Source organism: Streptomyces sp. NPDC033131 (assembly GCF_055578365.1).
In genome coordinates this window covers 245,433-258,332 of record NZ_JBVIPA010000008.1, presented here as the reverse complement: position 1 = coordinate 258,332, position 12,900 = coordinate 245,433, and the positions used below count along the sequence as shown (strand labels likewise).

Here is a 12,900-nt window from a genome sequence, read left to right as displayed (position 1 = left end):
AACGGCTCCAGCTTCGGGCCCCGACGAGGAACTGACGCACCAGCAGCAGAAGTCACACCACAACTAACGATCAACTACTGGCGCAGGACACTAGAACAGCGCCGGCCCGTTCTCGAAGTCCAGGAGGCGCTGCTTGCGGTCCAGGCCGCCGCCGTAGCCGGTGAGGCTGCCGTTCGCGCCGACGACACGGTGGCAGGGCACGATGATGCCGACCGGGTTCCTGCCGTTGGCGAGGCCGACCGCGCGGGAGGCGGTGGGGTTGCCGAGGATGCCGGCCAGGTCGCCGTACGAGCGGGTCTCGCCGTACGGGATCTTCCGGAGCTGGTCCCAGACGCTGCGCTGGAACGGGGTCCCGTGCAGGCGCAGTTCGAGGGTGAACTGCTTCAGTTCGCCCGCGAAGTACGCCTTCAGCTGGTCTGCGGCCTCGGCGAAGGCCGGCAGGTCGTCGCGGTCGCCGAAGGTCTCCTCCGGTGGGCGGTGGCGTTGGCCGGTCATGTAGAGGCCGCAGAGGACGCCGTCGTCGGCGACCAGGGTGAGAGGGCCGTACGGGCTGTCGATCACGGTGTGCCGCTTCACTGAGGTGTCCCTTCGTCCTTTGTATCCCTTGTCACTCTTGTCACGCTGTGCACCCTTATACGGGCAGGAAGTTGATCGGGTGGCTGTCCGTCGCCCACAGGTACTGGACCGCGTACGCCCGCCAGGGCCGCCAGACCGCCGCGCGGGCCGTGAGCGCCGCCGGGGTCGAGGGCAGCCCCAACTCCTGGGCGGCGCGCCGGATTCCGAGGTCGGTGGGGAGGAAGGCGTCCGGGTCGCCGAGGGCGCGCATCGCGATGACGTCGACCGTCCAGGGGCCGAAGCCGGGCAGGGCCAGCAGTCGGGCGCGGGTTTCCGTCCAGTCGGTCTCCACCCCCAGGTTCAGTGATCCTTGGGCGAGTTGGGCCACCAGCGTGGTGAACGTGGTCCGGCGCGTCCGGGGCATCGCCAGCGCCGCGGGGTCCACCGCGGCAAGCGCCTCGGGTGCCGGGAAGAGGTGCGTGAGGCCGCCCTCCGGGTCGTCCACCGGGTCGCCGTGCGCGGTCACCAGGCGGGCCGCGTGCGTGCGGGCCGCCGCCGTGGAGACCTGCTGGCCCAGGACCGCGCGTACGGCGAACTCCGCCTCGTCGACCGTGCGCGGCACGCGACGGCCGGGGGCCTTGTCGATCAGCGGGGCGAGCAGCGGATCCGTGCGCAGCTGGCCGTCCACGGCGACCGGGTCGGCGTCCAGGTCGAGCAGGCGGCGGCAGCGGCTGATGGCGACGGTCAGGTCGCGCAGGTCGCTGAGGGTGAGGCGGCAGGCGATGTGGTCCGGCCGCGGGGTGAGGGCCACGATGCCGTGGCCGTAGGGCAGCCGGAGGGTGCGCCGGTAGGCGCCGTCCCGCCACTCCTCGACGCCCGGGACGGCGGTCGCGGCGAGGTGGCCGAAGAGGTTGTCCGGGTTGAGGGGCGTGCGGAAGGGGAGGCGGAGGGTGAGGGCACCGGGGGTGCCCCCGGCACCCCCGGTGATCGTCCCGGCGTTCTTCTTCGGCAGCCGGTCGCGCAGTTCGCTGGGCGAGAGGGCGAAGACCTCGCGCACGGTGTCGTTGAAGGTCCGGATGGACGCGAAACCGGCGGCGAAGGCGATCTCCGCCATCGGGAGCGGGGTCGTCTCGATGAGGATCCTGGCCGTCTGGGCGCGCTGGGCGCGGGCGAGGGCGAGCGGGCCCGCGCCCAGTTCGGCGAAGAGCTGGCGTTCGACCTGCCGGGTGCTGTAGCCGAGCCGGGCGGCGAGCCCGGGCACGCCCTCGCGGTCCACGACGCCGTCGGCGACCAGGCGCATGGCGCGGGCCACGAGGTCGGCACGCTGGTTCCACTCCGGGGAGCCGGGGCTGGTGTCGGGCCGGCAGCGCTTGCAGGCCCGGAAGCCCGCCTGCTGACAGGCCGCCGCGCTCGGATAGAAGGTCATGTTCTCGGGCTTGGGCGGCACCACCGGGCAGCTCGGCCGGCAGTAGATCCGGGTCGTGAGGACGGCCGTGAAGAACCAGCCGTCGAAGCGGGCGTCCTTGGACCGCACTGCGCGTACGCAGCGCTCGGTGTCGGTGTGCATCCCCATCTGCATGGGTCCAGCATCGTCCAGGGGCGGGACCAGGGCTGGCGAGAATCCGACATCGACCTCGGCTGTCCTGGGCCGGGCCGGATCACCCCGGTCACGTCATTACATGAAGGTCCATTCATCTGATTTCCGTGCGGTGAGTAAGATACGGCCATGGGTCATGGAGCCGTCGTCACCGCCGCGCAGGACGCCGCCGAGCGGGTACGCCTGGACGCGGCCAACGTCGCCAAGGTGGCCACCACGCTCCAGGCCCTGTCGACGCCCTCCCGGCTGCTGATCCTGGCGCGGCTGCGCGAAGGCCCGCTGCCGGCGACGGAGTTGGCGGCGGCGGTGGGCATGGAGCAGTCGGCGTGCTCGCACCAGCTGCGGCTGCTGCGCAACCTGGGCCTGGTCGTGGGCGAACGCCGCGGCCGGTCGGTGGTGTACGCGCTGCACGACCACCATGTCGCCGAGTTGCTCGACCAAGCCGTCTACCACGTGGAGCATCTGCGCCTCGGCCTCAGTGACGCCGCCGAGTGATGCTCCGGGGCGCCGGTGGTGAGTGACGTGGGCGATGCGGGGAGGCCCCGGGGTCCGGGGTGACCCTGGGACCTCACCCGTCCGACGCTACTGCGTCGCCGTCGGCCGCCGCGACACAGCCATCGCCTCGTCGACGTCGGTCAGGGGACGCAGCCGGTAGGTGTACGCGTAGTCGCGGTTCGCGAACAGCTTGTACTCGTCGTGCGTGTGCGCGCCCCAGCTGTTGTCGCCGCCTACGCCCATCTGCCGGTGGTTCAGGCGCAGTACGACCTCGTCGCGTGGCGTGAGCTGGTAGTCGTGGCGGGCCCCGACCGACAGGTCCTCCGGGGTGAGGTGCGAGGCGTTGACCTCCAGGAGCGGTTCGCCGCAGACGAGCAGTCCGGTCCCGTCGCGGCCGGTCAGTGCGGCCCAGCGGACGTCGGTCTTGTTGCCGTTCTCCTGCGGGCGCAGGTAGGACGTCCACTGCCCGGCGACCGTGCCGGAGTACAGGCCGACGTCGGTGCCGTTGTTGCGGTCCCACTGGTTCTCCTCGGGACCGCGGCCGTAGTAGTGCAGGCGGTCCAGGCGCCTCGGCAGGAACAGCAGGGTGCCGACCTCGGGGATGTAGGGCAGGCTCGCCGCACCCGGATGCAGGGTGTTGTCGACCTTGATCTCACCGTTGCCGAAGACCGTGTACGTGGTGGTGTACGTCGATGCGGTGGTCGTCGGCAGGGTGCCGGCGACCTTGATCTCGACGGCCCGGTCCCGCAGGGCGCGCACGCTCACGTCCGTCACCTCGCGGTTCGCGCCCGCGTCACGCCAGGTCTGGTTGCGGGTGTGCTGGCCGTTGCCCCGGTCGTTGTCGGTGGGCGCCCGCCAGAAGTTCGGCACCGGTCCCGAGGTGATCAGGCGGACCCCCCGGACCTCGTACGAGGTGATGGTGCCGCTGCTCTTGTCGACGGTGACGGAGAATCCCCTGCCCCGGACGGTGACGGCCTTCTCGCCCACCTCGTGGCGCAGTGCCGGCACGCTCTGAAGGGGCACGGGCGTCACGGCCGGGCTGTCGGCGGCGACGGCGAGTTGCTGCTTGGCCACCTCGAAGCCGGCCTTCGCCCACATCGTGGGCTCCTTGGTGGTGAAGGAGAGGTGCAGGAAGTACTCCGTGCCGGGCGCCGCCTTCGCCGGGACCCTCACCGGAACCGTGATGTCCTTGCTGGTCAGTGGCGGGACGTCCAGCTGGTCGCGGCTCAGCCTGCCGCGCTGGACGACCTTGCCGTCGGCGACGAGCAACCAACGGCCGTCGAACTCGCGGACGTTGGTGAACAGGTACTCGTTGGTGAGGGTGACCCGGCCCGAGGTGACGGTGTCGCCGGAGGCGGGCGTGGCGTTGATCGCCTGGTAGATCTGCTTGACCTCGACGGACTTGCCGGTGCCGGCGCGGTCGGCGGTGACGATGCCGTCGCCGGCGAAGGCCCCGTCGTTGGGGTTGTCGCCCCAGTCGCCGCCGTAGGCGTAGAACGTCTTGTCGCGGGGCCGCTTCTCGGTGAGTCCGACGGTGGCCGCGTCGAACCAGAACCGCACGCCGTCGTCGTCGGGGCCACGGCTGTCGGAGGCCAGGTCGGCGGCGCTCAGCGCCCGGGCGTAGACGCGTGCCCGCCGGATGGTGCCGCTGAACTCGCGGGTCGGGTTGTCGACGTCGGTGGCCAGGGCCAGCGGCGCGGTGTTGACGGCGGGCCGCCGGGTGGTGGTGCGGGTGGCCCGGGCCAGGCCGTCGACGTACAGGGTCAGCGTGCCGGCCTCGGCGTCGAAGACACCCGCGACGTGGTGCTCGCGGCCGGTCCAGCCGTCCGGCAGCGCCCAGCTCGCGGTGACCCACTGGCCGCCGCCGTGGATGAAGAACTCCAGGGTTTTGTCGGTCTGCTTCAGGGCGTACTGGGTGTCGCCCTTGGCGAGGAGCGGCTGGTGGCCGCCGGTGAAGCGGGGGGTGACCCAGGCCTCCAGGGTCAGCGAGCCGGTCAGGTCGAGGCTCGCGTCGCGGGCGAAGACGGTGCCGCCGCTGACGCCCTGGCCGCGGGCGAAGGTGCCACTGGGGGCGATGACCTCGCCGCTCAGCGCGGCGGGCCCGGACTCGGTGAGCAGCTTGCGTGTCGGTGTGGGCCAGCTCAGGGCCTGGTCGGCGAAGTCCCAGATCCAGCCGCCCTGCAGGACGTCGTAGCGGCGGACGATGTCCCAGTACTTCTTGAAGTTGCCGTTGGAGTTCCCCATCCCGTGGGAGTACTCGATCATCACGTACGGCCGGGTGTCGGCGGTGTCCTTCGCCCGTGCCTCGACGCGGGAGGGGCTGTCGTACATCTCGGAGCGGATGTCGCTCATGCCGGGGCGGTCGTCGCCCTCGTACTGGATGACGCGGGTGGGGTCGTAGGAGCGGATCCAGTCGTACATGGCGTTGAAGGTGGTGCCGCCGCCCGCCTCGTTGCCGAGCGACCAGATGACCACCGAGGCGTGGTTCTTGTCGCGGTGGACCATGTTCTGGGCGCGGGCCACGCACGCCTCGGTCCAGTCCGCATGGTTGCCCGGGTACTCGTCGCGGATGCCGTGGGTCTCGAGGTTGGTCTCGTCGACGAGGTACAGGCCGTACTCGTCGGCGAGTTCCAGCCACAGCGGGTTGTTGGGGTAGTGCGAGGTGCGGACGGTGTTGATGTTCAGCCGCTTGATGACGCCGATGTCCTCGATCATGTCCGCCCGGGTGAGGGCGGAGCCGTGGACCGGGTGCATCTCGTGGCGGTTGGTGCCCCGGAAGGAGACCGGCTTGCCGTTGATGCGCATCAGACCGTCCTTGAGCGCGAACTCGCGCAGGCCGACCCGGTGGGAGAGGGTTTCGACCACCTTGCCGGCCGGGTCGCGCAGGCGGAGCACGGCGGTGTAGAGGTACGGGTGCTCGGCCGACCACAGGCGGGGCGCGGGCACGGCCTTCGCCGCCTGCACGGTCGTCTCGTCGCCGGAGCCGAGCGCGACGGCCTGCTTCAAGGGCCGGGGCCAGACCGGATGCCCGTCGGCGTCGTACAGCTGGGTCTCGACGGAGTACTGACCGCCGCCCTTGCCGCCGTAGTCCCGGACGCCGGCCGTCACCGACAGCTCGGCCGCCCGGTGGTCGTCGCTCAGCGGGGTGTCCAGCTTGAAGTCACGCAGGTGCACGGCGGGCGTGGAGTACAGGTAGACCGAGCGGAAGATGCCGCTCAGCCGGATCATGTCCTGGTCCTCCAGCCAGTCTCCGTCGGAGTAGCGGTAGACCTCGACGGCGATCTGGTTGGGGCCCGGCTTGAGGTGCTCGGTGATGTCGTACTCGGCGGGGTCGTAGGAGTCCTCGTGGTAGCCGACCAGCTCCCCGTTGATCCAGACGTAGTGGGCTGACTTGACCCCTTCGAAGTGCAGGAACGTTCGCCGGCCGTCCCAGTCGCGCGGCACGGTGAAGGTGCGCCGGTACTGGCCGACGGGGTTGTGGCGGGTGGGGGCGGCGGGTGGCTGCGCCTCCTCGCCCTGGCCGTTGGGGCCCCACCACGGATAGGTGATGTTGACGTAGATCGGGCGGTCGTAGCCGTGCAGCTGCCATGCGGAGGGGACGGGGATGGTGTCCCAGTCGCTGTCGTCGAGGTCGGTGCGGTGGAAGTCGGCACCCCGGTCGTCGGGGCGGTCGGCGTAGGCGAACTTCCAGGTGCCGTCGAGGCTCAGCCGGTACGGCGAGCGGGTGCGGTCACCGGCCAGGGCCTGTCTGACGTCGGCGTACGGCATGAGCGTGGTGTGCGGGGGCTCGGTGCCCAGCCGGAAGACGGCGATGTTGCCGTTCCACTCGGGTAAGGCGTCCGCCGCCGCCGAGGGCCGGCCGGCCGCCGAGGCGGTGACGGGCGCCGCGGACAGGGCGAGCGCGCCGAGAACGGCGGCTCCTCCCTCCAGCAGACGGCGGCGGCTGAACACGTGCGCGTTCGGGTGCGGTTGCGAGTGCGGGTGCGGGTGCGGCATGACCGTGGCCTTCCTCGGTGCGACTGGGGGTGCGCGGACTGAGGGTGCGTCAGGTGGGTCAGGTGGGTCAGGACAGGACTGCTGACAACGGGGGCAACTTGTGAGCCAGGGAAACCCTAAAACTCGCACACAATCGAAGCAATGATCCTGTCGGACTTTGTGCGGTCCTGTTGAGCCACCCGGCAGTCCGGCATGCTCGGCGGGGCTGCGGCGCGGTTCGGACCCCGGCGACGGGAGCCGAGGCGGGCGCGGTCTCGGTGAAGCGCGGCTGGGCGGCGGCAATGGACGACAGGAGGGCCTGCCGCGGGGCATCGACGGCAGGCGCGGTACGGACTGCGGCAGCATGGTGAGTATGTCCTCATAACCACCGGGCGACCGACCCGTACCCTGGAGCCGTGGAGGATCACGTGCAGAAGACGGGACCGGCGGCCGAACCGGACGACGAGGAGCGGTGGGCCGAACTGGCCGACCTGGTGCTGATCATCAGCCGGGAGGTGCAGTTCCGCGGATACGCCGACGAGCGGGCCGTTCCCCTGTCACCGTCGGAGGGCATGGTGATGCGCCACCTGCAGCACGACCACGCCGCTCCGCCGAGCCGGATCGCCACCGCGACCGGGCTGCAGCGCACCAACCTCTCCACCGTCCTGCGCGGCCTCGAACAGAAGGGGCTCATCGAGCGACGTGCCGACCCGGGCGACGGACGCGGCGTCACCGTCCACACCACCGACCACGGCCGCACCAACTACGCCCTGGTCCGCCGCGAATGGGCCACGGCCGTCTCCACGGCCGCCGGCCACGACGCCACCCACCTCGACGCGGCCCTCGCCCTGCTCACCTCCGTGGAGTCCGGGCTGGCCGCATCACGGCCGCGCACCCGCGCCACGCGTCCGGCGCCGGAGTCCTGACCTCGGCGCCGTCGACGGCGGCGGCGAGAAAGCGGGGCCGGTGCGCAGTCGCCGATCAGCCGCTCATCGCACGTGCCCGGCGAACGCCTGGTACGCCCGCTGGTCGAAGAGGACGAACCTGACCTCCTCGACCGCCGTGGCCGTCGCCCGTACCGTCTCCACCGCGATCCGGGCGGCGTCGTCCATCGGCCAGCCGTAGACGCCCGCGGAGACGGCCGGGAACGCGACCGTACGGGCGCCCAGCTCGTCGGCGGTTCTCAGCGACTCCCGGTAGCAGGAGGCCAGCAGCTGCGAGCGGTCCTCCTCGGGGGAGTAGCGCGGGCCCACCGTGTGGATCACCCACCGCGCGTCCAGTTCACCGGCGGTCGTGGCGACCGCCCGGCCGGTCGGCAGGCCCTTGCCGTAGTGCGAGGCCCGGAGTCTGCGGCAGTCCTCGAGGATCGCCGGACCGCCGCGGCGGTGGATGGCCCCGTCGACGCCCGAGCCGCCCAGCAGGGAGGAGTTCGCCGCGTTGACGATCGCGTCGGCGCTCTGCCGGGTGATGTCGCCCTGGACGAGCGTGATCGTGGTCATGTCCGGCGCAGCCTCCTCCACACGGCCTTGGCCGCGTTGTGCCCCGACATGCCGTGCACACCCGGGCCCGGCGGGGTGGCCGAGGAGCAGATGAAGACGGCCGGGTGCGGGGTGCCGTACGGGAACAGGGACAGCTTGGGCCGCAGCAGGATCTGGAGTCCGGTGACCGCGCCGGAGGCGATGTCACCGCCGATGTAGTTGGCGTTGCGGGCCATGAGCTGGGCCGGTCCGGCGGTCGCGCGGGCGAGGACGCGGTCGCGGAAGCCGGGGGCGAACCGCTCCAGTTGGCGTTCCATGGCGTCGGTGAGGTCCCCGGTCCAGCCGCTGGGGACATGTCCGTACGCCCAGAAGACGTGCTTGCCGGCCGGGGCCCGGCCGGGGTCGACGAGACTGGGCTGCACGGTGATCATGAACGGCCGGTCGGGTGCGCGGCCCTCCCGCGACGCCGCGCGCAGGGCGGCACCGATCTCCGCGCTGTCCGCGCCGATCTGCACGGTGGTGGCCCGGCGCGCCTGCGGCGCGGTCCACGGCACGGGGCCGTCCAGGGCATAGTCGATCTTGAAGACTCCGGGGCCGTACCGGTAGCTCTCGTAGAAGCGGCCGAAACCGGCGATCCTGGCCAGCGCGGTGGGCGAGGTGTCGAAGACGTACGCCCGCGCGGGCGGCAGGTCGTCGAGGCGCTTGACCTCGAAGTCGGTGTGGATGGTGCCGCCGAGGTCCCTCAGATACGCGGCCAGGGCGTCGGAGATGGCCTGCGAGCCGCCGCGGGCCACGGGCCAGCCGCGGGCGTGTGCGGCGAGGGCGAAGACCAGGCCGACGGCGCCGGTGGCGAAGCCGCCGAGCGGGGCCATCACATGCGCGACGAGGCCGGCGAACAAAGTCTTGGCCCGCTCGTCGCGGAAGCGGCGCATCAGCCAGGTCGACGGGGGCAGTCCGACCAGGCCGAAGCGGGCGAGGGTGACCGGGTCCCGGGGCAGCGCGGTGAGCGGCAGCGACATGAAGTCACGGGCCAGGGTGTCCCACGTGGGCAGGAAGGGCTCGACCAGCCGTCGGTACGTTCCCGCGTCCCGCGGCCCGAACGAGGCGGCCGTCTCACCGACCGACCGCGCCAGCACGGCCGCGGTGCCGTCGGGGAACGGGTTCGCCATCGGCAGGTCGGCGTGCAGCCACTCCAGGCCGTAGCGCTCCAGGGGCAGGGCGCGGAACGCGGGTGAGTTGATGCCGAGGGGGTGGGCCGCGGAGCACGGGTCGTGGCGGAAGCCGGGGAGGGTGAGCTCCTCGGTGCGCGCTCCCCCGCCGACGGTGTCCCGGGCCTCGAAGAGGGCCACGGAAAAGCCCCGGCGGGCCAACTCAACGGCGGCGGTCAGTCCGTTCGGTCCCGCACCCACCACGACCACATCGAGCATCGACGGCACCTTCGGACCCCTTCGTCAGCCGATGGCCTGTACGGATCAGGATATGACGCAGGACCGACAGCACCGGCCCGCGGGGCACCGCACGGGCCGACGGGCGTCCTCGGGTGCTACCCCGCCGTGAGCAGCTCCACCACCCGGCGGGCCGTGGCCGCGTCCCGGGCCGCGGTGAAGGGGAGCGTGTTGTGGCCCGTGATGCGGAACGGCTCCCCCGTGAGGGTCAGGTGCGCGCCGCCCGCCTCCTCGACCAGGAGCAGGCCGGCGGCGTGGTCCCAGGCCGCCTCCCACGAGAAGGCGGTGGCGTCCAACTCCCCGCGGGCGACGGCCAGATACGTCAGGCCGGCCGAGCCGCACGCGCGCGGTGCCACGCCCTCGGTCCACAGACCGAGCAGCGCGCGCTTCTCCTCGTCGGTCGTGTAGTCCGGGTGGGAGGTGGCTATGCGCAGGTCACGGCCTGCTTGTGGGGCGCCGGGGTGCAGCCGCTCGCCGTCGAGGAACGCGCCCTGTCCGCGCACGGCCGTCGCCAGCTGGTCGCGGGCCGGCGCATACGTCCACGAGGCGCGCAGCACTCCGCCCTGCGCGAGTGCCACCAGGGTGCAGAACCCGGGGTCGCCGTGCACGAACTGCCGTGTCCCGTCGACCGGGTCGACGATCCAGACCGGGGTGTCGCCCTGGATCGCCTCGTAGGAAGCCGGGTTGGCGTGCACCGCTTCCTCGCCGACCACGACCGAGCCGGGCAGCAGCGCACCGAGCGTCTCGGTGAGGTACTGCTCCGCCTTGCGGTCGGCGTCCGTCACGAGGTCGTGCGGACCGGCCTTCTGGTCGACCTCGTGCGCGGCGAGCCGGCGGAAGCGCGGCATGATCTCGGCCGCGGCCGCCTTCCGCACCGCTTCCTCCACGTCCGCCGTGTGCCGGGTGAGAAACTCGTCGATGGTTTCCGTCTCTTCGATCATGACTCCATGAGAGCACGCGTCACTGACAATCCCCACCCGGCCGGTGCACCGCGGGTGGAATCACCGTGAACACCGGGATGTGCCGGGCGCCGGGGTGCCCGTGGTCGGCCCGGCGGCCAGGTTCGGCGGCCCGCGACGACCGGTTCGGCGGCACACGGGGGCGGGTTCAGCGGCCCACCGCGTACCCCTGCATGCCCCGGGGGTTCGCCGCCGCCGACAGGATCCCGGTCTCCGGGTCCCGGGCGACCGCGCACAGCCGGCCCTCCGACCAGGGCTCGCCGACGGTCACGTCGTGCCCGCGGCGCCGCAGCTGCGCCACCACGTCCTCGGGCGTGCGGGACTCCACGGTGACGCTGCCCGGGCGCATGCCGCGCGGGTAGAACGAGCCGGGGAAGCTGTCGTTGTGCCAGTTCGGGGCGTCGATCGCGCCCTGGAGGTCGAGTCCGCCCCGGACCCGGGCCCGCAGCGCGACCGCGAGGAAGAAGTGCAGCTGCCACTGGTCCTGCTGGTCCCCGCCGGGCGTCCCGAACGCCATGACCGGCACCCCGTCACGCAGGGCGATCGAGGGTGTGAGCGTGGTGCGGGGGCGGCGGCCCGGGGTGAGGGAGTTGGGCAGCCCCTCCTCCAGCCAGGCCATCTGGAGCCGGGTGCCGAGCGGGAAGCCCAGCTCGGGCACGACCGGGTTGGACTGCAGCCAGCCACCGCTGGGCGTGGCGGCGACCATGTTGCCCCAGCGGTCGACGACGTCGAGGTGGCAGGTGTCGCCCCGGGTGAGCCCGTCGGCACCGACCTCGGGCTCACCGGGTACCGGGGACGTGGGGTGTTTGGCGACGGTGGGCTCACCGACGCCGAGCGCGACGGACCCGGCACTCTCGCCGGTCACCACGCGCGCGTGAGCGCACAGCCGCGGAGTGCGCCCGCCCGGACTGCCGGGCCGCAGCTCGTGGGACGCCTTGTCACCGACGAGCTGCCGCCGCTCCGCGTTGTACTCGGGGGACAGGAGCGCGGCGAGTGGGACCCCGGCCGCGTCGCCGTACCAGGCCTCCCGGTCGGCCATGGCAAGCTTGCAGCCCTCGATCAGCAGGTGGACGTAGTCGGCGGACCCGTAGGGGGGCAGCTCGGGCGGCAGCAGGGCGAGCTGCTGAACGAGGACCGGTCCCTGGCTCCAGGGGCCGGCCTTGCACACGGTCCAGCCGTTCCAGTCGTACGTCGCCGGCGTCTCGTACGTGGCGGACCAGCCGGCGAGATCGGCGGCCGTGAGCGTACCGGTGTGCCGCTCGCCGCTGGTGTCCATGGTGGGCCGCTGCGCCTGCCGCACCAGTGCCTCGGCGACGAATCCGCTCCGCCACACCTCCCGGGCGGCCTCGATCCGCGCGTCCCGGTCCCCGGCGCCGTCGACCTCTTCGAGCAGCCGCTTCCAGGTGGCGGCAAGGGCGGGATTGCGCAGCAGCTCACCTGGCCGCGGGGCCTTCCCGTCCGGCAGGTAGACCTCCGCGGACGACGTCCATTCCGTCTCGAACAACTCCCGGACGCACTCGACCGTCGCCCCGACGTTCTCCACGGGCGCGTGCCCGTGTTCGGCGTACCCGATGGCGTACTTCAGCACGTCCGCCAGGGACTTGGTGCCGTAGTCCCGCAGCAGGAGCATCCAGGCGTCGAAGGCACCGGGGACGGCTGCGGCGAGCGGCCCGGTACCGGGGACGAGGTCCAGCCCGAGCCCCCGGTAGTGCACGACGGACGCCCCGCCCGGCGCGACGCCCTGCCCGCACAGCACGCGCACCTCGCCGCCCGCCGGGGCGAGCAGAATCGGCACCTCGCCGGCGGGCCCGTTCAGATGCGGCTCGACGACGTGCAGCACGAACGCCCCCGCGACCGCTGCGTCATACGCGTTCCCCCCGTCCTCCAGCACCGCCATCGCCGACTGCGAGGCCAGCCAGTGGGTGGAGGACACCATGCCGAAGGTGCCCTGGAGGGTGGGGCGGGTGGTGAACATAGAGCCTCTCACCTCGCTGTTTACGTGTACCGGCCCGGACGATGGGCACTCAGGACGGGTGCTGGGGAGAATCTGGGGAGTTTGCGCCAGGGACCTCCTCCTCCCGCTCCCCCAGAAGGCTTCATGACGCCTGCTCTGGCCAAAGCGGGCTTCCGGATCTCGGTGTTCCACGTGTTGGCGGCGATCGCGTCACCGTACTTCGTCGTCGGCACGAGACTGAACTTTTTCCGCTCCTTGTCAGGCTCCGGGCCGCCCCACGACAACTCGATCTCACTACCGGGGTCGGCCCGCACGTGCTTCAGCAGCTCGTCAGCCACGGAACCCGTGCTCCGGCGCCAGCCGTGCGGCCTCGACGATGTCCTCGGGGGGCGTGGGTATGGCTGCCGCACTTTGTTCCTGCATCTTGGGCTCCACTGTCCGG

General features: G+C 72.0%; 9 protein-coding genes. 2 read left to right on the top strand and 7 right to left on the bottom strand.

Going from position 1 to position 12,900, the window contains the following annotated elements:
- Positions 1-90: 90 nt before the first annotated feature.
- Together ACZ5XS_RS13925 and ACZ5XS_RS13920 are read right to left on the bottom strand one after the other, a co-directional pair.
- A complete protein-coding gene (locus ACZ5XS_RS13925; protein ID WP_468650919.1) occupies positions 91-576 on the bottom strand; it encodes a methylated-DNA--[protein]-cysteine S-methyltransferase in 486 nt (161 codons plus the stop codon).
- Between the two features lie 55 nt (positions 577-631).
- Entirely contained in the window at positions 632-2,122 is a 1,491-nt protein-coding gene (locus ACZ5XS_RS13920) for an AlkA N-terminal domain-containing protein (protein WP_468650930.1), read from the bottom strand.
- 159 nt (positions 2,123-2,281) lie between these two features.
- Here ACZ5XS_RS13920 and ACZ5XS_RS13915 point away from each other — a divergent pair, with 159 nt between their 5' ends.
- Complete coding sequence (locus ACZ5XS_RS13915; RefSeq protein WP_468650917.1) at positions 2,282-2,647, top strand: ArsR/SmtB family transcription factor; 366 nt, start codon at positions 2,282-2,284, stop codon at positions 2,645-2,647.
- An 87-nt stretch (positions 2,648-2,734) separates the two neighbouring features.
- Here ACZ5XS_RS13915 and ACZ5XS_RS13910 read toward each other — a convergent pair whose 3' ends face one another.
- Entirely contained in the window at positions 2,735-6,643 is a 3,909-nt protein-coding gene (locus ACZ5XS_RS13910; protein ID WP_468650915.1) for a glycoside hydrolase family 2 TIM barrel-domain containing protein, read from the bottom strand.
- 395 nt (positions 6,644-7,038) lie between these two features.
- Between ACZ5XS_RS13910 and ACZ5XS_RS13905 the strand changes: the two genes are divergently transcribed.
- A complete protein-coding gene (locus ACZ5XS_RS13905; RefSeq protein ID WP_468650914.1) occupies positions 7,039-7,548 on the top strand; it encodes a MarR family winged helix-turn-helix transcriptional regulator in 510 nt (169 codons plus the stop codon).
- A gap of 63 nt (positions 7,549-7,611) precedes the next feature.
- On the opposite strand, the gene ACZ5XS_RS13900 is transcribed toward ACZ5XS_RS13905, so the two are convergent.
- The 4 genes from ACZ5XS_RS13900 to ACZ5XS_RS13885 all read right to left on the bottom strand — a co-directional run bounded on the left by ACZ5XS_RS13900 (position 7,612) and on the right by ACZ5XS_RS13885 (position 12,479).
- Complete coding sequence (locus tag ACZ5XS_RS13900) at positions 7,612-8,121, bottom strand: O-acetyl-ADP-ribose deacetylase (protein WP_468650912.1); 510 nt, start codon at positions 8,119-8,121, stop codon at positions 7,612-7,614.
- Positions 8,118-9,527 carry a phytoene desaturase family protein gene (locus tag ACZ5XS_RS13895; protein ID WP_468650910.1) on the bottom strand — a complete coding sequence of 470 codons (1,410 nt, stop codon included), beginning with the start codon at positions 9,525-9,527 and terminating at the stop codon, positions 8,118-8,120. The genes ACZ5XS_RS13900 and ACZ5XS_RS13895 overlap by 4 nt, the downstream gene beginning before the upstream one ends.
- A 116-nt stretch (positions 9,528-9,643) precedes the next feature.
- On the bottom strand, positions 9,644-10,486 hold the full coding sequence (locus tag ACZ5XS_RS13890; protein ID WP_468650908.1) for an inositol monophosphatase family protein: 843 nt from the start codon (positions 10,484-10,486) through the stop codon (positions 9,644-9,646).
- A gap of 166 nt (positions 10,487-10,652) precedes the next feature.
- Positions 10,653-12,479 carry a gamma-glutamyltransferase family protein gene (locus tag ACZ5XS_RS13885; protein ID WP_468650906.1) on the bottom strand — a complete coding sequence of 609 codons (1,827 nt, stop codon included), beginning with the start codon at positions 12,477-12,479 and terminating at the stop codon, positions 10,653-10,655.
- Positions 12,480-12,900 lie beyond the last annotated feature (421 nt).

What these genes read in the sequence shown, in the direction of transcription:
- ACZ5XS_RS13910 (WP_468650915.1), bottom strand. Translation starts at nt 6,643, where the DNA reads ATGCCGCACCCGCACCCGCACTCGCAACCGCACCCGAACGCGCACGTG.
- ACZ5XS_RS13900 (WP_468650912.1), bottom strand. Translation starts at nt 8,121, where the DNA reads ATGACCACGATCACGCTCGTCCAGGGCGACATCACCCGGCAGAGCGCC.
- ACZ5XS_RS13890 (WP_468650908.1), bottom strand. Translation starts at nt 10,486, where the DNA reads ATGATCGAAGAGACGGAAACCATCGACGAGTTTCTCACCCGGCACACG.
- ACZ5XS_RS13895 (WP_468650910.1), bottom strand. Translation starts at nt 9,527, where the DNA reads ATGCTCGATGTGGTCGTGGTGGGTGCGGGACCGAACGGACTGACCGCC.
- ACZ5XS_RS13885 (WP_468650906.1), bottom strand. Translation starts at nt 12,479, where the DNA reads ATGTTCACCACCCGCCCCACCCTCCAGGGCACCTTCGGCATGGTGTCC.
- ACZ5XS_RS13920 (WP_468650930.1), bottom strand. Translation starts at nt 2,122, where the DNA reads ATGCACACCGACACCGAGCGCTGCGTACGCGCAGTGCGGTCCAAGGAC.
- ACZ5XS_RS13915 (WP_468650917.1), top strand. Translation starts at nt 2,282, where the DNA reads ATGGGTCATGGAGCCGTCGTCACCGCCGCGCAGGACGCCGCCGAGCGG.